The sequence below is a fragment of the Bilifractor sp. LCP21S3_F8 genome (assembly GCF_052117805.1).
Taxonomy (GTDB): domain Bacteria; phylum Bacillota; class Clostridia; order Lachnospirales; family Lachnospiraceae; genus Bilifractor.
Genome location: NZ_JBQKIK010000009.1, coordinates 1 through 21,914, shown reverse-complemented (window position 1 = coordinate 21,914; position 21,914 = coordinate 1). Strand labels below are relative to the sequence as shown.

The window sequence follows — 21,914 nt, the reverse complement described above, 5'->3', positions numbered from 1 at the left end:
GGCTATGCACGAGAAAATATCATTATCCAGAAGAATAAAAATTAAAGTTGTCAACATCCTGATGTACATTTCCTTCATCCTGATCCTGGCGCTGGTAGCGGGGCTGATCGGATATATCTGCTACCGCGGCATTCCGAACATCAGCTGGAAATTTCTGAGTTCCAAGCCAAGCCTTCTGAAGGGAGTCATTGGAATTCTCCCGAACATTCTGAATACGGTATACATTGTACTGATCACTCTCGTCATTGTACTGCCTCTCGGAGTCGGAACGGCGGTATACCTGAACGAGTACGCGATCAACCGCAAACTTGTCGGTGTGATTGAATTTGCATCGGAGACCCTTGCGGGAATCCCGTCAATCATCTACGGACTTGCCGGCATGCTGATTTTCGTACAGTTCTGCTCCATCGGAACGAGCCTTCTCGCCGGATCTCTGACCCTGGTAATCATGACACTTCCTACAATTGTCAGAACAACACAGGAAAGTCTGAAGACAGTTCCGGACAGCTACCGCGAAGGCAGTCTTGCACTCGGCTCCGGAAAATGGCACATGATCCGCACCGTAGTCCTGCCGTCCTCGATAGACGGTATTGTGACAGGCTGCATTCTGGCCATCGGGCGTATCGTCGGAGAGAGTGCCGCGCTTCTGTTCACTGCCGGAATGGCGAACAACATCCTTTCGATCAAGGACGCGGTAACACCCGGAAACGCGGGCTCCACACTTACCGTAGCTCTTTACATGTATGCGAAGGAAAGAGGAGAGTTCGGCGTGGCCTTTGCCATCGCGGCAATTCTGCTGATCCTCACCCTGATTATCAATCTTTCCGCAAAACTGGTGGCAAAAAAACTTAAAGTTAAGGTAGACTGACGGAGAGCATCACGGCAGCAGCCGTATTCTTCCGGAAAGTCTATATGTGACTGTAAATTTTTATCCGAAAAGGTACGGAATGAAACCGTGCGTCAAGACGCGGAAGGCCGGCAAAAGGGTAGTCGGCTTCGGATTCGGATATTTCAGGAGATCTATGCAGGTATAAAAAATGGCGAATATTATCGAAGCACATAATCTGAATCTCTGGTATGGAGATCATCAGGCATTAAAAAATATCAACATGGACATTCAGGAACATAAGATCACAGCCCTGATTGGCCCCTCCGGATGCGGCAAGTCCACATTCATGAAGACATTAAACCGGATGAACGATCTGGTGGAGGGATGCCGGATTGAAGGAGACGTCAGACTGAACGGTGTCGACATCTACAAGGACATGGACGTAAATATCCTCCGGAAAAAGGTAGGAATGGTATTCCAGAAGGCAAACCCGTTCCCGATGTCCATTTATGACAACGTAGCCTACGGCCCGAGACTTCATGGCGTACACAGCAAGGCGGCACTCGATGAGATCGTTGAGCGTTCCCTCAAGCAGGCGGCAATCTGGGATGAGACCAAAGACAGGCTCAAGAAAAATGCCCTCGGAATGAGCGGCGGACAGCAGCAGAGACTCTGCATCGCCAGAGCGATTGCGGTCGAGCCGGAGGTTCTTCTGATGGATGAGTCCACCAGTGCGCTGGACCCGATCTCAACGGGTAAAATCGAGGAGCTCTGTCTGGAGCTGAAGAAGAAATACACAATTGTAATGGTTACCCACAACATGCAGCAGGCAAACCGTATCTCTGATATTACGGCGTTCTTCCTTCTCGGAGAACTGATCGAATCCGGAGAGACCCAGAATATCTTCCTGAATCCGAAGAACAAGAAGACAGAGGAGTACATCACAGGAAGATTCGGCTGATGATCCGGATGAGTCCGGCCGGAGCCTGATATTTTTCCGGCGCGGATGGCGGGTCGCACAATCTGGTTCAGGGGATGGAGAAAAAGGAATACGAATAAAATGGCAAATAGAAAAGAATACGATGACGAACTTCGTGAAATCAATGTACTGGTTCACGAGATGGGAAAAGAAGTAAAGAGATCTATAGACCGGATCATCCACGCTTTTTCGGAGAGAGACGCGAAGCTGGCTGCAGAGGTCATGGAGCATGATGATATCATTGACAAGATGGAGACGGACATTGAGGAGAGATGCATCGGCATCGTGGTGAAACAGGCGCCGCTTGCATCGGATTGGAGAAAAATTGCCTCCTACATGCGAATGATCAGTGATCTGGAGAGAATCGCGGACAACAGCAGTGATATCAGCATTTACATTGTGAAGCTTTCAAAGATGCCGGAGGTTGAGGCACCGGAAGAATTTCACCGGATGTTCCTTACAATGAGGGAGATGGTCGGAAATACAATCGAAAGCTTTTTCACCGGGAATATTGAACTGGCGAAGGATATCTCCACACAGGACAATATCGTCGATAAAGGGCTCGATGATATTATGGAAAAAATAATTTTGAGGATCAAGGAAAAACCGGAGAATACGGAGCAGTATGTGAACTATCTGATGATCGCCAAATATATCGAACGGATGGCAGATCACTCAGAGAACATCGCTTCCTGGGTATCATTTATTGTCAAGGGAAAGCTTCATATGAAATATACGGACCGTTATCAGAAGGAAAGCCAGCAGTTCCAGTTCTATGAATAAATCTGTTGAGCTGGCAATGTTAACAAAGCTTCGGGTTTTTTCACAAAAATCAGAGCGGAAGTAAAGCCGGGAGGCGACTCCCGGCGTTTTTACGAGATAAAAGGGTTAACACTTAAGATACAATTAACATAAAAAACCTAGCGGAGTTTACATTACTTTTTATACAATGTAAACTATATCAGATGGCAAAAACACAAGAGAATGATCCCGGTGATTATTCCGGTATCAGACATCCGTGGGACGAGGAGAAGACCGATCATGATATATATACTGGAAGATGACGACAATATCAGAAAGCTGGTCAGTTATGCGCTTTCCAGAGAAGGCTATGAGGTAAGGGGATTTTCAGAACCGAAATCATTCTATCACGGAATGGACGAAGCGCTGCCGGAACTGATTCTTCTGGACATCATGCTTCCCGGTGAGGACGGACTGAGCATCCTGAAGAAAATCAGAAAGAATATCCGTACCGAGGATGTTCCGGTCATCATGCTGACAGCAAAGAGCAGTGAGTACGATAAGGCGAACGGACTGGATCTCGGCGCGGACGACTATATCGCAAAGCCGTTTGGCATCGTCGAGCTGACCTCAAGGGTGCGAGCTGTGCTGCGAAGATCCGGCCGGGCCAAAAAGGAGCCGGAGGACGAATATCATGTCGGGAAACTCTATGTCAATCCGGATAAGCATGTCATCCAGGTAGACAATGAGGATATCTCTCTGTCCTATAAGGAATATTGTCTCCTGATGGCACTTCTTGAGGCAAAGGGGAATGTTGTACATAGAGAAGAACTCCTTACAAAGGTTTGGGGTGAATTTTACGGAGAATCGAGAACCCTGGATGTACATATCCGTAAGCTGAGAGTAAAGCTCGGCGATGAGGCGGGTAAATACATCCAGACGGTGAAAGGAATCGGTTACAAGATTGAAGCGTGCTGACGCTTGGTGAATACATATGAGTCATAAAATATTCAAATCAACCTTCTGGGTTTCCATTGTGATATTTGTTCTGACCATGGGAGTCACAGCGGCGCTGCTGTTCAGTTTTCTGGAAAGCAGAACGCTGGATGAACTGAGAGAGGAAGCAAATATACTGTCCTATGGAATTGAGGCACAGGGCCAGGAATACCTGAACCGGATAAATACAGATCGAAGGGTCACGCTGATCCGGCGCGACGGAACGGTGCTGTACGACAATGAGGCAGATCCCTCGACGATGGAAAATCACAGCAACCGGGAGGAAGTAGAAGAAGCGGTGAAGAGCGGAAGCGGTCACAGCATTCGGAAGTCCGAGACGATGACGCGCGAGACGATCTATTTTGCGCAGAAGCTGGATGACGGTACAATTCTTCGTGTCGCGGTCACGCAGGACTCCATCTGGGCGATCCTTGCGAAGCTGATCCGGCCCGCCGTCATTCTGTTCATGGCGACCGTGCTGCTGTCCCTGTTTTTATCCAACATGGTGACGAAGAATATTTTAAGTCCGCTGAACCGGCTGGATCTGGATCATCTCGACAACAATGATGTGGTGTACGATGAGCTCGCACCGCTGCTGAACCGGCTGCAGACGCAGCAGGAAACGATCCGGAAGCAGCTGAATTCGGCAAAGCAGAGACAGGAAGAATTTAATCTTATCACAGAGAATATGTCCGAGGGCTTTCTGGTCATCGACAAGAATACGGATATCCTGTCCTGGAATCCTTCGGCGCTGCGGCTTCTCGGCATGACCGATGAGCCCTCAGGAAGCGTCCTTCGGCTGAACCGCACCAGAGATTTTCGCGAGACGATCTTCAAGGTATTGAGCGGGAAGAAAGAAGAACTGACCCTGCAGAGAGAGAACCGGACCTACAAGCTGATCGCAAACCCTGCCTATGATGACAATCAGGAGGAAGTAATAGGTGCGGTTTTTGTGATCCTCGATGAGACGGAAAGCATCAAGCGGGAAAACTTCCGAAGAGAATTCACTGCAAATGTGTCACACGAGCTGAAGACACCGCTTACCTCCATTTCAGGCTTTGCCGAGCTGATGATGGGAGGAGGTATGCCGGAGGAAACCGTCATGGATTTCTCCAAATCAATTTATGACGAGGCAAGCCGTCTGATTTCCCTGGTGAACGACATCATCAATCTGAGTTCGCTGGACGACGAAAATATGGAGTTCGACTGGGAGATGCTCGATCTCTACCAGATTGCGTCTGAGGAGATCAGGCACGTACAGGCAGCCGCGGACAAGAAGGATGTAAAGATCAAGCTTTCCGGCGTTCACGGCAACATTACCGGTGTCCGGCGAATTGTATCGGAAATGATCTACAATCTCTGTGACAATGCGGTCAAGTATAACCGGGAACATGGGAGCATAGATGTGAATATCGCGACGACCACCAACCATGTGATCGTGAGTGTGCAGGATACCGGAATCGGTATACCGGAAGCGGACCAGAGCCGCATCTTCGAGCGGTTCTACCGGGTAGATAAGAGCCACTCCAAGGCGGTCGGCGGAACGGGACTCGGCCTGTCCATCGTAAAGCACGGGGCGCAGCTGCACAATGCCCAGATTAAGGTGAGCAGCAAGCTGGACAAGGGCACGACCATAACCCTTCGTTTCCGGAAGCATGCATAAGGCAAAACCATTATAAGGGCAAACTATTATAAGTCCAAACTATATTATGATAAGTCCAAACCACTATAGGGCATACATAGATAAATCAGACCGTTAAGAGCCGGATCAACGTGGACGAAAAAGGATGCAGCCGATCAGCTGCATCCTTTTTTTTACGGTGCGCCAAGCGGGCACACGTTCCAGTAATTACCCGGCATTTGCGTTCTGTGCGGCACCTCCGGCATTGTCATAACCGGAAGTATCCGTGCCGCTATTGTCGTAACCGGAGTTGTCATATCCGCCATTTCCGGTTCCGGAGCTGTCGTATCCGGAATTATCGGTGCCGCTGTCATTGTACCCGGAATTATCCGTTCCCGTTCCGTCGTACCCGGAATTATCGGTTCCCGTGTTATCGTAGCCGGAGTTGTCATAATCACCATTGCCGGTCCCGGAGTTATCGTATCCGGAATTATCCGTGCCGGTCGTTCCGTTATCATATGTTCCGTCTGTAGTGCCGGTGCCGGAACTGCCGTCATCTCCATTCGCTGGAATATCTGCGATATCGGTATCCGGAGCAGCCTGCTGACCAGAGTTGTCCGGTACGGTATAGACGGGCTCCGTCCAGGTCTGGTCATAATTATCGGAAGCGTCCGTACTTCCGGTGTCTGATGAGGCCTTCGGCGCGGGTGTCGGTGTGGCTGACGGGGTGGATTTGAAGATACTGTCATCCGCGGAAGAACCGTAAAGGTAGCTGATCAAAGCTTTATGGCAGGCATTCAGATCCGGGACAAGAACAGACTGACCATCGATGGTATCCGAATAATACATGCCGTCGCCCGGAAGAGTAGCCGCATTCATGTCAGATCCGCACAGAAAAGCAAAAATACACGCTCTTGTCAGATAGAGGTCTGTCATATCTGTTGTGATGCTCGGTGCAGCCTGATTCATTACCTTCAGCATACGGAATGGATTGGACTTCATCTTCGCAAATGCTGCCTGGATGATTTTCTTCTGACGATTTACGCGGTCCCAGTCGGAATTGCCGACATATCTCATCCTGGCGTAGCAGAGTGCCTGCTCCGGGGTCAGAGAATTGACTCCCTCTACGAGCCCCCAGGGTTCGTCCACCTGGGCGTTGTCCACACTGGAGCCTAGGCCCTCATTCGCGTTCATGTAGGTCGCCTCGTCGTAGGTCAGGTCTATGTCCAGATTTCCCACAGAGGTTATGGCCTCCAGGAAGCCGTCGAGATCTACAACCGCGTTTCCGTCGATGTCAATGCCGAAGTTCTCCTGAACTGTCTCATCGAGAGTTTCCAGCCCTCCTGCGGCATAGGCGGCATTCAGCTTTGCGGAATAATCTGTGCCGGCAATGGGCACATAGGTGTCACGCATCAGAGAGACCAGAGTGATCTGCCGCGTTTTTGCATTAAGGCTGCAGATGATCATGGTATCTGAACGGGTCTGGGTTTCTCCCTCCCTGGCATCCTCTCCGACGAGGAGAATATTCATGACGCCGCGCTCCTCATAGGCATCTACGCCGGCAGCCTCCGTTGCTTTATCCGCGGTCGTATCCGCTACGGGTTCCACGCGGTTCATCCTGCTGAATGCAATATGGAGAAAAACAGCCACAAGGACAATGAGGACAAGAATAATACCCAGAAGCGTCAGGAAGAAACGGCGGACCGGATGTCTGCGCTTCCTCCGTGGACGCCTGCCGTAATCATCGTCATAATCGTTCGTCGGACGGCCGCCTCTGCCGGAATGGTTTCCATAGGAATCGTTATCGTCATATCTGTCCGGTCGGGGGGGCTTGCGCTTCTTCGGCTTGAATCCGAAATCATAATCATCACCGATATCATAGGTATCATCAGAAGGATCGTCCTGGTATTCATCATCATAGGGAGCATCGTTGTAATCGTTGCCGCGATAGCCGCTGAAACTCGCAGCCTGGTCGCCGTTGCCGCGATAGCCGCTGAACCTCCCGGCATCCTGTCCGCTTTCATAGCTGTCACGGAAGCTGTTCTGGCGCCCGATATCATCGAAGCTGCCCGCATTGCGCATGCGCTGATAATAGTTCAGATTGTGCTCTGCTCCGGACTGTCCGGGACTGCTCTGAAAAGAATCAGAGGAAGAATCGGTGAATGCCGTATCATATTCCGGAACATGGATTTCCCGCGTCGCCCCACTGAGATATTCATCGTCTCTGTTGTTCATAAAATAAAAACCTTTCGCTGTTGTAGGCAGAAACACTGCCTGTTCCCTCAGAATGTCTGTTCGCAGATGTACCTGTGGGTATTTCCTAGCCATTTCGATCCTTGGAACTGCCGCGTACGCTATCGGATGCTTCCCTGAACGAGGGACTGCCATGTATGCTTTCTGATGATTCCCGGCAGAGGAATTGTGAGATTATTCCTCAGTGTCCGCATCTTCCGGTGTATCGCGGCGCCTCTTCTTTGTCAGATCCGGAAGCTTGACATCGCGCTCAATCTGCTCGGCAAACTTCATGTAATTGGACATGGTGTTTCTCACCTTGAAACGGCCGCCATTGTTCGGGCGGATGGTCAGGCTTTTCGCGTGCATCGCGTCTTCAGCATTCTCCTTCTTCACGGTGCGGATTTGATCAAAAGCAGTGATTTCCGGTTTTCCGAAAGATCCCTGGTAGCGGATGGTATTGCCCTCGACGAAAACCCTTTCACAGAGGGCCTTTCTCTGCATCAGGAAAAAAATCAGTCCGGTGACAAAGGCACAGACAAGCTCCACTGCGATGGCAATTATCTGTCTCTGAGAATCACCCTTCAGTGCCAGCCATCCGATAAAAATCTCTATGACACAGCCCAATAGCAATATACTGAAGCCGATAAATACACCGCTCAGCGGATTACGCATAATATAATGAGACGGATCCTTGTCCTTCGACATCTGCTTTTCATATCGGGTCACGCCGGCAGTTGCCGTGCTGATGATCGATATCAGAAGTATCAGCACACTTAAGATGACGCCGGACCACTTGATCAGAAACGGTAGAATGTTGTCCATGTGAATGAGCCCCCTTGGTAATAATCTGAAATATAAGCCATTGAGTATTTCCAGTCCAGCGGATACCAACCACTGGAAGCAGGTGAAGGTACGGCGCTGTTTATCGCTATTTACATTTATATAGGAGATAAAGCCGGATAAGATAAGAAAATTCTAGCATTGCCTTGTATCAATGTCAATTTTTGAACGTATTTTGCACTGTCAGACGAAGCGGTTAAGGCTGAGTGCTGCAGCGAACTATATCTGATTTTCGGCGAAGAATACTTGTTTTCCAGGACGATGTATCCACCGGGTTGGGCATCTGGAAACTATGGCCTTGCGGAGCGATGTAATTCCCGGATCCGGCATCGGAAGATACCCGCTCGCCGGGGGCAATTTTTACGGATTTTTACCTGCCTTCCGCGCCGAACTTTACTTGACATCGCCTGGTGGACAGTTTAAAATATGGAAATTGCGAATATGCGCGCAAATGACGGTAATTTCTTTTATTCATGAGGTGAAATCATGGCAAATAAGACAGTAGTTACATATGCAGGCCTGAAGGCACTCGAGGACGAGCTGCAGGATCTTAAGGTTACAAAGCGTAAAGAGATTGCAGAGAAGCTGAAAGAAGCCCGGGCGCAGGGCGACCTCTCCGAGAACGCGGAGTATGATGCCGCAAAGGACGAGCAGGCCCAGATCGAGGCAAGAATCGAGGAAATCGAGGCTCTGCTGAAGAATGTAGAGGTAGTCGTTGAGTCCGAGGCGGACGCAAACAAGGTAAATATCGGCTGCAAGGTCAAGGTTCAGGACATGACCTACGACGAGGAGCTTGAGTTCCAGATCGTCGGTTCAACGGAGGCAAACAGCCTGAAGGGGAAAATCTCCAATGAGTCTCCGGTCGGAAAGGCTCTTCTGGGACACGAGGTAGGCGAAGTGGTTTCCATCGAGACGCCGGACGGCGATGAGCAGTACAAGATCCTCGGAATCGAGAGAAACATCTGATAGAATTTTTTTTGGAACATAAGGAAGCAGGAGGAAGAGATGGCAGAGCAGAACCAGAATAAAAACGGGAAGCAGAAACCGGTACAGGATATGAACCAGATCCTGAAGGTACGTCGCGACAAGCTGAAAGAGCTGCAGGATGCAGGCAAAGATCCGTTCAAGATCACAACCTACGACCAGACCCATCACAGCCAGGAAATCAAAGACCACTTTGAGGAACTCGACGGGAAGGACGTATCCATCGCGGGACGTATCATGAGCAAGCGTGTCATGGGTAAGGCTTCCTTCTGCCATATTCAGGATAAGCTGGGACAGATTCAGTGCTATGTGCAGCGCGATTCTCTGGGAGATGAGCCCTACAAGGAGTTCAAGCATCTCGATATCGGCGATATCGTCGGCATCAAGGGCTATGTATTCCGGACACAGACCGGAGAGATCAGTGTGCACGCAAAGGAAGTCATTCTTCTGTCAAAATCCCTTCAGCCTCTCCCGGAGAAGTTCCACGGACTTCAGGATACCGACACACGGTATCGTCAGAGATATGTGGATCTGATCATGAATGAGGATGTCAAGAAGACATTTATTAAAAGATCCCAGATTATCCGCGAGATCCGTAATTTCCTCGGTGAGCGTGACTTCATGGAGGTGGAGACCCCCATGCTGGTAGACAATGCCGGCGGAGCTTCCGCACGTCCCTTTGTCACCTATTATAATGCGCTCGGCGAGTACAAGAAGCTGCGGATTTCTCTGGAGCTGTATCTGAAGCGTCTGATCGTCGGCGGACTTGAGAGAGTCTATGAGATCGGACGTGTATTCCGGAACGAGGGACTCGATCAGAAGCATAACCCGGAATTCACGCTTATGGAGCTTTATCAGGCATATACCGATTACAACGGCATGATGGAGCTGACCGAGAGCATGTTCCGTTATCTTGCGGAAAAAGTCTGCGGAAGCACAAGCATCTATTATGGAAATAAAGAGGACGGCACAGGCAAGATCATTGACCTCGGAAAACCGTTCCGCCGTCTGACGATGGAAGACGCGATCAAGGAGCAGACCGGAATCGATTTTGAGACGATCAACACGGACGAAGAGGCAAAGGCTCTCGCGAAGGAGCACAACATCGAGTTCGAGGACCGTCACAAGAGAGGAGACATCATCAACCTGTTCTTCGATGAGTACTGCGAGGACAAGATGATCCAGCCGACCTTCATCATGGATCACCCGCTCGAGATCAGCCCTCTGACAAAGAAGAAACCGTCCGATCCGAGAAAAGTAGAGCGTTTTGAGCTTTACATCAACGGATGGGAGATGTGCAACGCTTACTCCGAGCTGAACGACCCGATCGATCAGAGAGAACGTTTTGCTGCTCAGGATGCCCTCTCCGCACAGGGTGATGAGGAAGCACAGCACACAGATGAGGATTTCCTTCACGCGATGGAGATCGGCATGCCGCCGACAGGAGGCATCGGATACGGCATCGACCGTCTCTGCATGCTTCTGACAAACAGTGCATCCATTCGAGACGTCCTGCTCTTCCCGACACTCCGCAGCGGAACCTCAGCGGCTTCGGCTGAAAACGGAGCTTCTTCATCTGCGAAGGCAGAGAGCGGAGAAGGTGCCGATGGAGAAGCAGCCGGAGAGAAGGCCGCTTCTGACGACAGGAGCGGATTCTTCACACCGAACGACAGCATCGATTTCTCAAACGTGAAGATTGAGCCGCTCTTTGAGGAACAGGTCGATTTCGACACCTTCAGCAAGTCCGATTTCCGGGCGGTAAAGGTAAAAGAATGCTCAGCTGTTCCGAAGTCCAAGAAGCTTCTGAAGTTCGTCTTGGACGATGGAACCGGCACTGACCGCATCATTCTTTCTGGAATTCATGCTTATTATGAGCCGGAAGAGCTGGTCGGAAAGACCCTGATCGCCATCACCAATCTTCCGCCGAGAAAGATGATGGGCATCGACTCCTGCGGAATGCTTCTCTCCGCTGTGAACAACAAGAAGGACAGTGAAGACGAAGAACTTCATCTTCTGATGGTTGACAATCATATCCCGGCCGGCGCAAAGCTGTATTGATCCGGGGAAAATCATAGGCAAAAAACCTTCAAGGCACTCCTTTTCAGAATCAATCTGAGAGGGAGTGCTTTTTTTCGTGCAAACAGCAGGAAAAGCCTTGAAAGCAGAAGATCCTTCTCTTTGAGAAAAGGCAAAGTGAGAAGTATTCATTGTCCTCCTGGGCACTTTATGGTATGTTCGACTTGTAGGCGCAGTCACTTGAGGCCGCAAATTGCGACCTCAAGTTTTGAGAGATTGCAAGAGCAGTAATCACGAGCGTGGTACATGATACATAGTCAGTGTAAGTGAATAGAGAATCAGGGGGTAAATGAATATGTCGTTAAAGGAATCATGCATAATCCTGGACCTGGCAATGGCTGCCATTTTCTTTTTGATTGGGTTCTTGTTTTACAGATCAAACGGGAAAGCAGTGAACTTCTTAACAGGCTTTAATATGAAGTCCGCTGAAGAACGCAAAAAATATGATGAGAAGAAAATGTGTAAGGATTACGGAAAGCATATGATGCTATGGTCGATTCCCTTTTTCATTGGAGCTGCTATTGACTTCATTTTTCCTATAAAGGGAACATTGATCGCATGGGTCATATGGTCAGGCATGTTTATCCTTTTACTGATCGAAAGACATGGAAGAGAAAGATAAATCGGAATTTGTGCAAAACATGCTTACACAATTAATGACAGAACTTGAGATGCCAACTTGGCATCTCAAGATGCATGAGGAACGTTATGGATAATGAAATCAAAACAGTTGAATCGGCAGAAATACAGACTGATACAAGGCCAATAAGGGATCTCATCTATATTGTCCGTGGGCAACAGGTTCTGCTGGATAGTGATTTGGCTACTTTATATAAAGTGGATACGAAAGTTTTTAACCAAGCGGTCAAGAGAAATTTAGAAAGATTTCCTGCGGAATTCCGGTTCCAATTAACGCAGGAAGAATATGATTCTTTGAGGTCACAAATTGTGACCTCAAAGAAGGGGAGAGGCGGAAGGCGATATATGCCATATGTCTTTACGGAGCAGGGAGTAGCGATGCTGTCTGCGGTTCTAAGGAGCGATACCGCCATTCAAGTCAGTATTCAGATCATCAATGCATTTGTCGAGATGCGCCGCTTTATTGCCAGTAATGCCGCTCTGTTCGAAAGAATCAGTGCTGTTGAGTTAAAACAACTTGAGTATCAGAAACAGACTGATGAGAAGTTCGATAAGGTCTTTGATTATATTGATGATCATGCTGAATCAGAGCAGAAAATATTCTTTGATGGGCAGATTTATGATGCATTTGAGCTTCTGATCTCGCTGGTGCAGAAGGCAGCTAAGAAAATTGTTCTGATAGATGGATATGTGGATATTGGGACGCTTAATATTCTGGCAAAGAAGAATCCCAGTGTTGATGTGATAATCTATACCTTCAATAATACGCGGCTAAGCAATAGAGATATCAACACGTTTAATTCGCAATATCCAAAGCTTACGGTAAAGCACATGACTGCTTTTCATGATCGCTTCCTGATTCTGGATGATACAGTCGGTTACCATGTCGGTGCCTCACTAAAAGATGCTGGGAAAAAGTGTTTCGGAATCTCACAGATTCAGGATGAGCAAACAATACAGGATATACTGAACCGGTTGTAAATCTGAACTTGTTAGGAGAATAGCTATGACAGGATTCTGGGTTTTTATGTTGATCATGTGTCTTTTGACACCAGTTATTATGATTGGATTTGAAAAATATTTCATGAAAGGCGGACCCAAACAGGTTAATGGTACCTTCGGATATCGTACAACGAGATCTATGAAAAATCAGGAAACCTGGAGGTTTGCTCATCAATACAGCGGTAAAATATGGCTCAGCAGTGGACTGGCTTTACTGCCGATTTCCATTGTGGTGATGTTATTTGTCTACGGAAAGAGTGTAGACATGACAGGCATTGCTGGATTGATTATCGTCATTGCACAGATGGTTGTCATGATCTGCGCTATCCCGTTTACTGAAGCAACATTAAAAAGAAATTTTGATGATCTTGGAAGACATAGATAACTTTCAGTTTGTATGTGCCTGAATAAATGAACAGTAATTACCAGCTGGAAGCCAGTGCAAATTGTGCTTCCGATTTTTAGTTACCGGAATTTCCGGCAATGAACCACAACTACTAGATTATAATGAAAATAACTATACCAAATAGTTGCTCCGTGTTATACTGAATACATCCAAGTTTACGGAGGTATTCAGAGATGGCAAAATCAATACCATTAACGCTTTCCATTGAAGATCATGACCGGTTGGAGTCTATCGTCAAGGCACGTACTCTACAGGCTCAGGTTGTTACCCGTGCGAGGATTCTTCTCCTCAAAGAGGGCGGAGATTCCGTTGACAAGATTGCTGATAAAGTTGGCCTGAATCGCAACAGCGTTTTGCTATGTTTGAGAAAATACAAACAAGGCGGTATTGAGAATGCCATATATGATGCCCCCGGAAGAGGCCGCAATGCTGAAATCACGGACGACGAAAAAGCCTGGATTATAAATATTGCCTGTCAAAGACCAGCTGAGTTTGGTTACTCCGCTGAAACGTGGACCTATGCAAAACTGACGGCACATATCAATAAGACTGCTGAAAGTGCCGGTTACACAAGGCTTTCCACACTCACCAAAACAAGCGTAAAAAACATTCTGGATGCGGCCAATATCAAACCATTCCGGATTCAGTATTATTGCGAAAACCGTGATCCCGATTTCGATGCAAAGATGCACCAGGTGTTGTTGGTATATAAGCAAATAGAGATGCTCTTTGATGAAAACGGAAAACTTTATATACCCGCTGGTGAGCAGGAAATCCATACCGTATCTTATCACGAAAAACCTGGTATTCAGGCCATTGCCACTACAGCCCCCGATCTTCCACCCACAGTGGAGAATGGCACTGTTAAGAGGGATTACGAGTATAAACGGTTAGGGACAGTATCACTTCTGGCAGCAATAGACCTTCTTACAGGGGAAGCAATTCCCTTAGTCAGAGACACGCACAAAAGTGAAGATTTCATCGATTTCCTAAAGATACTTGATGAAAAATATCCTCAAGGCGATACGATCCAGGTGATACTGGATAATCACACAGTTCATACCAGCAAAAAGGTAAAGCAATATCTTGAAACTATGCCAGGTAGATTCCGTTTCATCTTCACACCAAAACACGGCTCTTGGTTGAATATGATTGAGGGCTTTTTCGGTAAGATGACACGGCAAATGTTGCGCGGCATCCGGGTTGCAACAAAGCAGGAACTGATTGATCGCATCTACAAATATTTCAAAGAAGTCAACGAGACACCCGTTGTCTACCATTGGAAGTACAAGATGGAAGATTTTGAGCCGTCAGTTGGTGTAGCTAATTAATTTACGATCTACTAGGTGCAAATCAGATCGATGCAGCGGCGGAAGGCCTTTTGAAAATACAAAGCGAAATCATTTCTGAAAAAGATGGAAAACCTGCAAAAATCTTATGCGTTCTTTGTGACCTGACAAACGCTGCATACAGGAGAACAGATGGAGTGTATGTGGTCCCCATCACGGCTTTGAAACCTTAACAAATGTCGGCGTCAGGCAAGATATGGTGCTGGTGCCTGCCACTTTTTACTGTAAAAAAAGAAGGGTCAAACTTAAGTTCGACCCTTCCACCCGCTCGATGCGGACCATTGGTGATTTCGGATGATTCCTTATTTGAACTCACCTTGTAAACTCGGTTAAAAGATAGCACGGATCTGATGGATTGTCAAATTATGATTTTTGTATGGGTGTCATATTGCTTTCTGCCATAACAAGCAATTGTAGGGAAAAGTAGGTTAGATGAATAGGAAGGGGACAAAATGTATTCTGGAGATTACTATGTAGGACTTGATATGGGAACCAACTCTGTTGGGTTTGCAGTAACAGACCCAAGTTATCATTTGCTCCGGGCGAAAGGAAAAGATCTGTGGGGTGTTCGTCTCTTTCCGGAAGCGCAGACGGCAGCAGATCGGAGAAGTCATCGAACTGCCAGGAGACGTTTGCAAAGACGTAAACTAAGAATCGGGATCTTGAATGAGATCTTTTCTGATGAGCTGAACAAAGTCGATCCGGGTTTCTTACAGCGCCTGGCGGATAGTAAATTCTTTGAGGAAGATAAAACAGAGCATCAGCCATATGCATTATTTGCAGATGATCATTATACAGACAGAGAGTATTATGCACACTTTCCAACCGTATATCATCTAAGAAAATATCTGATCGAAACATTAGATGTTTACGATATACGACTGCTATATCTGGGGCTTCACAGCATCTATAAATACCGTGGCAATTTTTTGAATCCAAATCTGAATGTAGACTCTATGCAAGAATTCGGTCCTTTGTACCGTGATTTATGGGAAGCCATCGAAGAGGCTAAAGACGCTCGTCAGGATGACAGCCAGATCGACATCTCGATACCGGAGTGGAAAGAGGATCTGTCGTCGAACTTGATGGAGATCCTGTCATCCAAATCGTATTCCATGATGGAAAAGAGTGAAAAGCTCTCAGAGCTGCTTGATATTACCAAAAAGCAAAAACCTCAGCAAGAATTTTTGAAGTGGATGTGTGGAAGAAAAGGAAAAGTAAGCGCTGCATTTCCAAGGGAATATGATGAAGAAGAGGGAAAGCTCTCTTTCTCTTTCCAGGATGGAAATTTGGAAGAATCCATGCAAAAAGCCGAAGAAATTCTGTTCCCGGAAGAATATGAGGTTTTATTGGCAATAAAGAAAATCCATGATTTTGGACTGCTTTCCGATATCATGAAAGGTTATCGATACATTTCTGAGGCGAGAGTAGATATCTACAATAAGCACCAGGAAGATTTGAAAACGCTGAAAAAGATTTATAAGGAATACGCACCGGAAAAATACCATACCATGTTCCGGAAGATGGAAGATAAGCTGAAAAACTATAGTGCGTATGTAGGGTCTGTCAAATATAAGACACCGAAGAATGGTTCTGCGATAAGAAGAAAGGGGAAGAGTAGTATTGGAGAACTTTATAAAACCATACAAAATGATCTTGATTCGGTAAAAAATATCCCGGAAGTCAGCTTGGTTTTCGATGATATGGAGAAGGGAACCTTTCTGCCCAAGATCAGAACAAACGATAATGGAGTAATTCCTTATCAGGTGTATGAGGCTGAATTAAAGGCAATACTGAAAAATGCGGAAAGCAAATTTCCATTTCTGTCAGTGAAAGATGAAAGTGGATTTTCACCGGAAGAAAAAATAATGATGACTTTTTCTTTTCGGATACCTTATTATGTTGGCCCTGTTTACAATGATGGAAAGAATCATGCATGGTCTGTAAGAAAAGAACCCGGTCGTGTTTATCCATGGAATTTTGACCAGAAGATTGACAAGAAGAAGTCATCTGAAGAATTTATGAATCATCTGATTGGTCATTGCACCTATCTTCGTGGGGAACAGGTGTTACCACGCCAGTCTTTAATGTATGCACGGTTTGCATTATTGAATGAGTTTAACAATATACGAATTGATGGAAGAAAACCTGATGCAAAGGCAAAGAAGATCATCTTTGATGAACTATTTGCGAAGGGAAGAAGAGTAACGAAGAAAGGACTTCAAAGCTTCCTTGTGTCCCATAACCTGTCAAATGGGAAAACAAAAGCGGATGATGTTGTTATCTCTGGCATGGCGGATGAAAAATTTCAAAATTCGTTAGCTACATATCATCATTTTTGCGAGGTATTGAAAACGGATAAGCTGACTTATTCACAGGAACAGATGGCAGAGGACATTATCCGTTGGTCTACGGTATATGCTGATTCTAAGAACTTCCTGCGCGAAAAGATCCGTGAGTATTATTCAACAGAGCAGTTATCGGAAGAAGCATTGAATCGTGTGCTTGGAATGAAATTTTCTGGATGGGGACGGCTATCATCAGCTTTTCTGCATATGGAAGGTGCAAATACTCATACCGGAGAGGTAAAATCCATTCTTCGCTGGATGGAAGAAGATTCCTATAATCTGATGGAGTTACTATCATCGGATTTTACTTTCCTTAAAGAATTAGAGTCTCTTGATAACGATATTCAAAAAGATCTGATGTCAATCGAGCTGGAGGATCTGGAGGGAAGATATCTCTCGGCACCGGTCAAACGGATGGTTTGGCAAACAATTTTAATCCTTAGAGAAATCATAAAGGTCATGGGACATGCTCCTTCGAGAGTATTTGTGGAGATGACACGAGGTGATGGTGAGAAGAAACGTACGACCAGCAGAAAGAAGAAGTTTTCCGATCTTTACAAGAAAATTCAAGATGAAAACTTTGAATGGAGTGAAGAGTTGGAGAAGTTCTCGGAGGCTGATTTTAGAAACAAGAAGTTATATCTGTACTTTACGCAGATGGGAAGGAGTATGTATACAGGAAAACCGATCGACCTCCATGAGCTTCTGACGAATAATACGAAATACGATCTGGATCATATTTATCCTCGCCATTTTGTAAAAGATGACAGCCTGGACAATAATCTTGTTCTTGTGGAGAAAACAGAGAATACTCATAAGAAAGATCATTACCCGATTGAGAACAGTATCCGCGAGAGGCAGATCTCATACTGGAAAATGCTTTTGGATAAAGGATTGATCACTCAGACAAAATTCCAGAGGCTTACAAGATCTACGGACTTTACAGATGCAGAGCGTGCGGAGTTTATCAACAGGCAGATTGTAGAAACCAGTCAGGCTGTAAAGACGATTACGCATCTTCTTGAGGAATTAATGCCTTCTGATGAAACAAGGGTAATCTATTCCAAAGCTGGAAATGTATCGGATTTTCGGAATAAGTTCTCCTTGTATAAGTGCCGGGAAGTCAATGACTTTCATCATGCTGGTGATGCCTATCTGAATATTGTCGTAGGAAATGTTTATCACACGAAATTTACATCTTCACCAGCAAGTTTTGTGAAGGAATGGAGGCAGAACGCTAAGAAATACAGCTATAACCTTGGAGCAGGTAAGATCTTCGAGCATACGGTAGAAAGAAATGGAATTCTTGCATGGGATGTGGGGAAAAATCAATCTATTGCAACCGTAAAAGCAGTGATGGAGAAGCAGACCCCGCTTGTGACCTATATGAATTATTGTGCGAAAGGCGGCATTGCTCACCAGACGATTGATTCTGCGGAAATGGCTAAAAAGAGCAAGGCAGATGGAGCCTATCTGCCGATAAAGACAGGGGATCAGAGGCTTTCAGATGTTGACCGGTATGGTGGAGTCACGAATATCGCTACGTCCTACTTTTTCCTTGTAGAGCATGAAGCAAGAAAAAAGCGAATTCGTACCATTGAAGCAATGCCGGTTTATATTGCTCCGAAAATCAAAGATGATAAGGACTTATTAACATACGCAGAAAATAGTCTTGGCTTAGTAAAACCAAGAATCTGTTTGAACAGGATTAAAATCTACTCCAAACTACGGATTAATGGCTTCGACTGTTATCTGAGTGGAAAATCAGGGAATCGGCTTGTTATGGTAAATGCGGAAGAATTGAAACTTGGGAATAAGTTGGCTCGATACGCAAAGAAAATGAAAAAGGTAGCTGATATGAACCTGACAGATGAACAGATTCGATTGGATGCTGCCAGAATTGCTAAAAAGATCGAAGGAGATGAAATTGGTATTACTAGGGAAGATAATATCAGGTTCTATGAGTTCTTAAAGCAAAAGCATACGACCGGAATTTTTTGTAAAAGACCTAACCCGGTTGGTGAAAAATTGCAGAAAAGTCAGCCTGCTTTTGAAAACCTTTCGTTAGATCAGCAAGTAAGCGTTCTTCAGGAAATCATGAAATTATCAGGTAGAGTCAATGAAGCAGATTTAACTATGATTGGTGAATCAAAGCATTCCGGAAAATCTTTGATTAACAAGAAGCTTACAGGGTTAAAAAGCTGTGAATTAATTTCTCAATCCGTGACAGGTCTTTTTGAGCAGAAAACAGATCTGCTTACGCTATGAGTTGGCGGACTGTTGTGGTCTCACACAATGCAAAACTGGACTACGAGAATGGATATCTCGTAGTCCGGGGTGAAGAGACCAAGAGAATCTTTATTAATGAAATAGAGCTTCTTATGATTGAGAACACAGCGGTTGCTATGACAGGCTATCTTTTAGCAGAACTGGTCCGAAACAAGGTGAAAGTTGTGTTCTGCGATCAAAGAAGGAATCCCTGTGCGGAGTTGATGCCATATTACGGAAGCCATGATACCAGTGCAAAAGTTCGTAGTCAGATCCAATGGTCTGAGGATATTAAGAGTGCCGTCTGGACAGAAATTGTTTCGGAAAAGATTCGCAAGCAATCTGAAGTTTTACTACGTCATAAATTGTCGGAAGGAGATAAATTGCAAGGATATCTGGCTGAGATGACTTTGGGTGATACTACAAATCGCGAGGGACATGCAGCTAAAGTGTATTTCAATGCACTGTTTGGGAAAAAATTCACTCGAGCTCAGGACTCACCAATTAATGCAGCTTTGAATTATGGATATAGCCTTATCTTGTCTCTTTTTACCCGGGAGATTGTCGCCAATGGTTATCTTACGCAATTAGGGCTCTTTCATGATAATATGTTTAATCCATTTAATTTGGCATCGGATTTAATGGAACCATTCCGACCTTTGGTTGATGAATGTGTCATCACTCATCAGCCGGACAAATTTGAAACAGATGAGAAACATCAGATGTTAGCTCTTTTAGAGCAGGAAGTTTCAATCAATGGTAGGAAAGAATATATTGGAAATGCTGTTAAAATTTATACACATAGTGTATTCGATGCATTAGAGGATAAAGATGAGTCATTAATTCGGTTTTATCAAAATGAGCTATAGATATATGAGAGTTCTGGTAATGTTCGATCTTCCGATAGATACTGCAGAAGACCGAAAAGAATATAGAGCATTTCGTAAATTTCTGGTTAAGAATGGATACTTGATGCTACAGGAGAGTATCTATTGCAAACTTGCACAAAATTCAACAGCGGCTGAAACCATGCTATCCAATATCAAGAAGAATAAGCCGAAGAGTGGCTTGGTTCAGGTCTTGAGAGTCACGGAAAAAGAGTATTCGAAGATGGAATATGTAGTAGGTGAGGCGGCATCGGAAATCATTACTGATGATAGGAGGCTCATAATTCTATGAGATGGATTTATTCGCCCTGTAATGTGGATTTGCAGTTAGATGAATTGCGACCGGTTACACTTGTTATTGAGAATCCTCAGCATCTTCAAAAAATGATATCGGCGATTCTGAGCCAGATGAATTCGGAAGGAGATGATGTGATTTTATCTGAAGGGAATCAACTGCTGTCATTGGAAAAAAATATATTTTTACAGCTGAATCCTTTCGAGGATATTCTGAATAATCGGAAAATTATCGGGAAACTATATAAAACAATAAGCTGTGCAGCAATGGAGTTACCTCAAGAACGGAGCGAGTTGTTAACAGCGGTAATTCAATATTTTGATAGAATTCTAGGAGCTGTACGGTTTGATGGACTAATCTATGATATTGACTTTAAAGACGAAGATTTATACAAGTTGTTTGATTTAAGAATAGAGGAAGAGGGACTTTCTCTCATAGAGAAACTTTTGATGGAAGTGAGGGTCTGCTCAGATTTACTTTTTCTTCCGGTAATGGTTTTTATGAATTTAGGAAGTTTTCTTTCGAATGATGAATACTGTGAATTAGTGGAAAGCTGTGTAAATCATAAGGTATATCTGCTTCTTATTGAGGGAACGGAACCTATGGACAGAACAGGTGATAAGCGCTATATTATTGATAAGGACATGTGCTTGATTCAGAAAAACCTTTGAATTTATGCTGCAAACCAGGCAGAGGAGGTTCGGTGAAGACCATTTGAGGTTTGAGAACCTTGTAAATTCGTAAAGGTGTCAAGCGCATATTGTAGCGATCTCGCTATCATCTAAGTTTGAGAACCTTGTAAATTCGTAAAGGTGTCAAGCGATAATCAATGGGATCTCTGTCCCATCTGAGTTTGAGAACCTTGTAAATTCGTAAAGGTGTCAAGCAAAGAAAAGGGACATTGTTCCTGCTGATGGTTTGAGAACCTTGTAAATTCGTAAAGGTGTCAAGCTAATGTTCGATCTTAGTAGAGATATCCTCGTTTGAGAACCTTGTAAATTCGTAAAGGTGTCAAGCGATGAACCAATGGAAACCACGGTCATTAGGGTTTGAGAACCTTGTAAATTCGTAAAGGTGTCAAGCGTTAACGCGCTCCGTATTGCGGTGGCAACGTTTGAGAACCTTGTAAATTCGTAAAGGTGTCAAGCCTTTCCATTCTTCCGTCATGTCATCACCCGTTTGAGAACCTTGTAAATTCGTAAAGGTGTCAAGCAGATAAAGAGATTATGTCGATTCTGGCATTGTTTGAGAACCTTGTAAATTCGTAAAGGTGTCAAGCTCAGACTGTGCGGCGACAATCTCCTTCCGGTTTGAGAACCTTGTAAATTCGTAAAGGTGTCAAGCGATGAACCAATGGAAACCACGGTCATTAGGGTTTGAGAACCTTGTAAATTCGTAAAGGTGTCAAGCGTTAACGCG

At 45.4% G+C, this 21,914-nt stretch carries 17 protein-coding genes and 1 CRISPR repeat array; of the genes, 15 read left to right on the top strand and 2 right to left on the bottom strand.

Features of this window, described 5'->3' with window-relative positions:
- The first annotated feature begins 4 nt into the window (after nt 1–4).
- From pstA to ACTQ3A_RS06085, 5 genes are all read left to right on the top strand, one after another.
- Complete coding sequence (gene pstA, locus ACTQ3A_RS06105; RefSeq protein WP_441494421.1) at nt 5–868, top strand: phosphate ABC transporter permease PstA; 864 nt, start codon at nt 5–7, stop codon at nt 866–868.
- A gap of 169 nt (nt 869–1,037) precedes the next feature.
- On the top strand, nt 1,038–1,790 hold the full coding sequence (gene pstB / locus ACTQ3A_RS06100) for a phosphate ABC transporter ATP-binding protein PstB (protein ID WP_441099747.1): 753 nt from the start codon (nt 1,038–1,040) through the stop codon (nt 1,788–1,790).
- Between the two features lie 99 nt (nt 1,791–1,889).
- Complete coding sequence (gene phoU / locus ACTQ3A_RS06095) at nt 1,890–2,591, top strand: phosphate signaling complex protein PhoU (RefSeq protein WP_441099748.1); 702 nt, start codon at nt 1,890–1,892, stop codon at nt 2,589–2,591.
- A 258-nt stretch (nt 2,592–2,849) separates the two neighbouring features.
- Complete coding sequence (locus ACTQ3A_RS06090; protein ID WP_441494420.1) at nt 2,850–3,527, top strand: response regulator transcription factor; 678 nt, start codon at nt 2,850–2,852, stop codon at nt 3,525–3,527.
- Between the two features lie 16 nt (nt 3,528–3,543).
- Nucleotides 3,544–5,208, top strand: a complete 1,665-nt coding sequence (locus ACTQ3A_RS06085; protein WP_441494419.1) for an ATP-binding protein — start codon at nt 3,544–3,546, stop codon at nt 5,206–5,208.
- A gap of 186 nt (nt 5,209–5,394) precedes the next feature.
- Here ACTQ3A_RS06085 and ACTQ3A_RS06080 read toward each other — a convergent pair whose 3' ends face one another.
- Nucleotides 5,395–7,401, bottom strand: a complete 2,007-nt coding sequence (locus tag ACTQ3A_RS06080) for an LCP family glycopolymer transferase (RefSeq protein WP_441494418.1) — start codon at nt 7,399–7,401, stop codon at nt 5,395–5,397.
- Between the two features lie 192 nt (nt 7,402–7,593).
- Nucleotides 7,594–8,223 (bottom strand): hypothetical protein, encoded by a 630-nt coding sequence (locus tag ACTQ3A_RS06075; RefSeq protein ID WP_441494417.1) that lies wholly within the window; start codon nt 8,221–8,223, stop codon nt 7,594–7,596.
- Between the two features lie 504 nt (nt 8,224–8,727).
- Here ACTQ3A_RS06075 and greA point away from each other — a divergent pair.
- From greA to csn2, 10 genes are all read left to right on the top strand, one after another.
- Nucleotides 8,728–9,207 carry a transcription elongation factor GreA gene (greA, locus tag ACTQ3A_RS06070; protein WP_441099753.1) on the top strand — a complete coding sequence of 160 codons (480 nt, stop codon included), beginning with the start codon at nt 8,728–8,730 and terminating at the stop codon, nt 9,205–9,207.
- A 39-nt stretch (nt 9,208–9,246) separates the two neighbouring features.
- A complete protein-coding gene (lysS, locus tag ACTQ3A_RS06065; RefSeq protein WP_441099754.1) occupies nt 9,247–11,283 on the top strand; it encodes a lysine--tRNA ligase in 2,037 nt (678 codons plus the stop codon).
- Nucleotides 11,284–11,596: 313 nt separating this feature from the next.
- A complete protein-coding gene (locus ACTQ3A_RS06060; RefSeq protein ID WP_441099755.1) occupies nt 11,597–11,923 on the top strand; it encodes a DUF3784 domain-containing protein in 327 nt (108 codons plus the stop codon).
- Between the two features lie 86 nt (nt 11,924–12,009).
- Nucleotides 12,010–12,921 carry an ORF6N domain-containing protein gene (locus ACTQ3A_RS06055; RefSeq protein ID WP_441099756.1) on the top strand — a complete coding sequence of 304 codons (912 nt, stop codon included), beginning with the start codon at nt 12,010–12,012 and terminating at the stop codon, nt 12,919–12,921.
- Nucleotides 12,922–12,946: 25 nt separating this feature from the next.
- The gene (locus ACTQ3A_RS06050) at nt 12,947–13,327 is read left to right on the top strand and encodes an SdpI family protein (RefSeq protein ID WP_441099757.1); all 381 of its coding nucleotides are present in this window, start codon (nt 12,947–12,949) and stop codon (nt 13,325–13,327) included.
- Between the two features lie 194 nt (nt 13,328–13,521).
- The gene (locus ACTQ3A_RS06045) at nt 13,522–14,679 is read left to right on the top strand and encodes an IS630 family transposase (RefSeq protein WP_441099758.1); all 1,158 of its coding nucleotides are present in this window, start codon (nt 13,522–13,524) and stop codon (nt 14,677–14,679) included.
- Between the two features lie 470 nt (nt 14,680–15,149).
- A complete protein-coding gene (gene cas9, locus ACTQ3A_RS06040) occupies nt 15,150–19,313 on the top strand; it encodes a type II CRISPR RNA-guided endonuclease Cas9 (RefSeq protein ID WP_441101486.1) in 4,164 nt (1,387 codons plus the stop codon).
- The gene (cas1, locus tag ACTQ3A_RS06035; protein ID WP_441101487.1) at nt 19,310–20,182 is read left to right on the top strand and encodes a type II CRISPR-associated endonuclease Cas1; all 873 of its coding nucleotides are present in this window, start codon (nt 19,310–19,312) and stop codon (nt 20,180–20,182) included. The genes cas9 and cas1 overlap by 4 nt, the downstream gene beginning before the upstream one ends.
- A gap of 4 nt (nt 20,183–20,186) precedes the next feature.
- A complete protein-coding gene (cas2, locus tag ACTQ3A_RS06030) occupies nt 20,187–20,492 on the top strand; it encodes a CRISPR-associated endonuclease Cas2 (protein WP_441101488.1) in 306 nt (101 codons plus the stop codon).
- Complete coding sequence (gene csn2 / locus ACTQ3A_RS06025; protein ID WP_441101489.1) at nt 20,489–21,166, top strand: type II-A CRISPR-associated protein Csn2; 678 nt, start codon at nt 20,489–20,491, stop codon at nt 21,164–21,166. Before cas2 ends, csn2 begins: the two co-directional genes overlap by 4 nt.
- 48 nt (nt 21,167–21,214) lie before the next feature.
- A CRISPR array of direct repeats spans nt 21,215–21,905; the repeat unit is 36 nt; unit sequence GTTTGAGAACCTTGTAAATTCGTAAAGGTGTCAAGC.
- Nucleotides 21,906–21,914: the final 9 nt, after the last annotated feature.

Bases quoted from the DNA above. Each gene is read 5' to 3' on its own strand.
- cas2 (WP_441101488.1), top strand. From the start codon at position 20,187: ATGAGAGTTCTGGTAATGTTCGATCTTCCGATAGATACTGCAGAAGAC.
- ACTQ3A_RS06090 (WP_441494420.1), top strand. From the start codon at position 2,850: ATGATATATATACTGGAAGATGACGACAATATCAGAAAGCTGGTCAGT.
- ACTQ3A_RS06050 (WP_441099757.1), top strand. From the start codon at position 12,947: ATGACAGGATTCTGGGTTTTTATGTTGATCATGTGTCTTTTGACACCA.
- csn2 (WP_441101489.1), top strand. From the start codon at position 20,489: ATGAGATGGATTTATTCGCCCTGTAATGTGGATTTGCAGTTAGATGAA.
- phoU (WP_441099748.1), top strand. From the start codon at position 1,890: ATGGCAAATAGAAAAGAATACGATGACGAACTTCGTGAAATCAATGTA.
- ACTQ3A_RS06075 (WP_441494417.1), bottom strand. From the start codon at position 8,223: ATGGACAACATTCTACCGTTTCTGATCAAGTGGTCCGGCGTCATCTTA.
- ACTQ3A_RS06060 (WP_441099755.1), top strand. From the start codon at position 11,597: ATGTCGTTAAAGGAATCATGCATAATCCTGGACCTGGCAATGGCTGCC.
- ACTQ3A_RS06085 (WP_441494419.1), top strand. From the start codon at position 3,544: ATGAGTCATAAAATATTCAAATCAACCTTCTGGGTTTCCATTGTGATA.
- ACTQ3A_RS06045 (WP_441099758.1), top strand. From the start codon at position 13,522: ATGGCAAAATCAATACCATTAACGCTTTCCATTGAAGATCATGACCGG.
- pstA (WP_441494421.1), top strand. From the start codon at position 5: ATGCACGAGAAAATATCATTATCCAGAAGAATAAAAATTAAAGTTGTC.
- pstB (WP_441099747.1), top strand. From the start codon at position 1,038: ATGGCGAATATTATCGAAGCACATAATCTGAATCTCTGGTATGGAGAT.
- lysS (WP_441099754.1), top strand. From the start codon at position 9,247: ATGGCAGAGCAGAACCAGAATAAAAACGGGAAGCAGAAACCGGTACAG.
- cas1 (WP_441101487.1), top strand. From the start codon at position 19,310: ATGAGTTGGCGGACTGTTGTGGTCTCACACAATGCAAAACTGGACTAC.
- ACTQ3A_RS06055 (WP_441099756.1), top strand. From the start codon at position 12,010: ATGGATAATGAAATCAAAACAGTTGAATCGGCAGAAATACAGACTGAT.
- ACTQ3A_RS06080 (WP_441494418.1), bottom strand. From the start codon at position 7,401: ATGAACAACAGAGACGATGAATATCTCAGTGGGGCGACGCGGGAAATC.
- greA (WP_441099753.1), top strand. From the start codon at position 8,728: ATGGCAAATAAGACAGTAGTTACATATGCAGGCCTGAAGGCACTCGAG.
- cas9 (WP_441101486.1), top strand. From the start codon at position 15,150: ATGTATTCTGGAGATTACTATGTAGGACTTGATATGGGAACCAACTCT.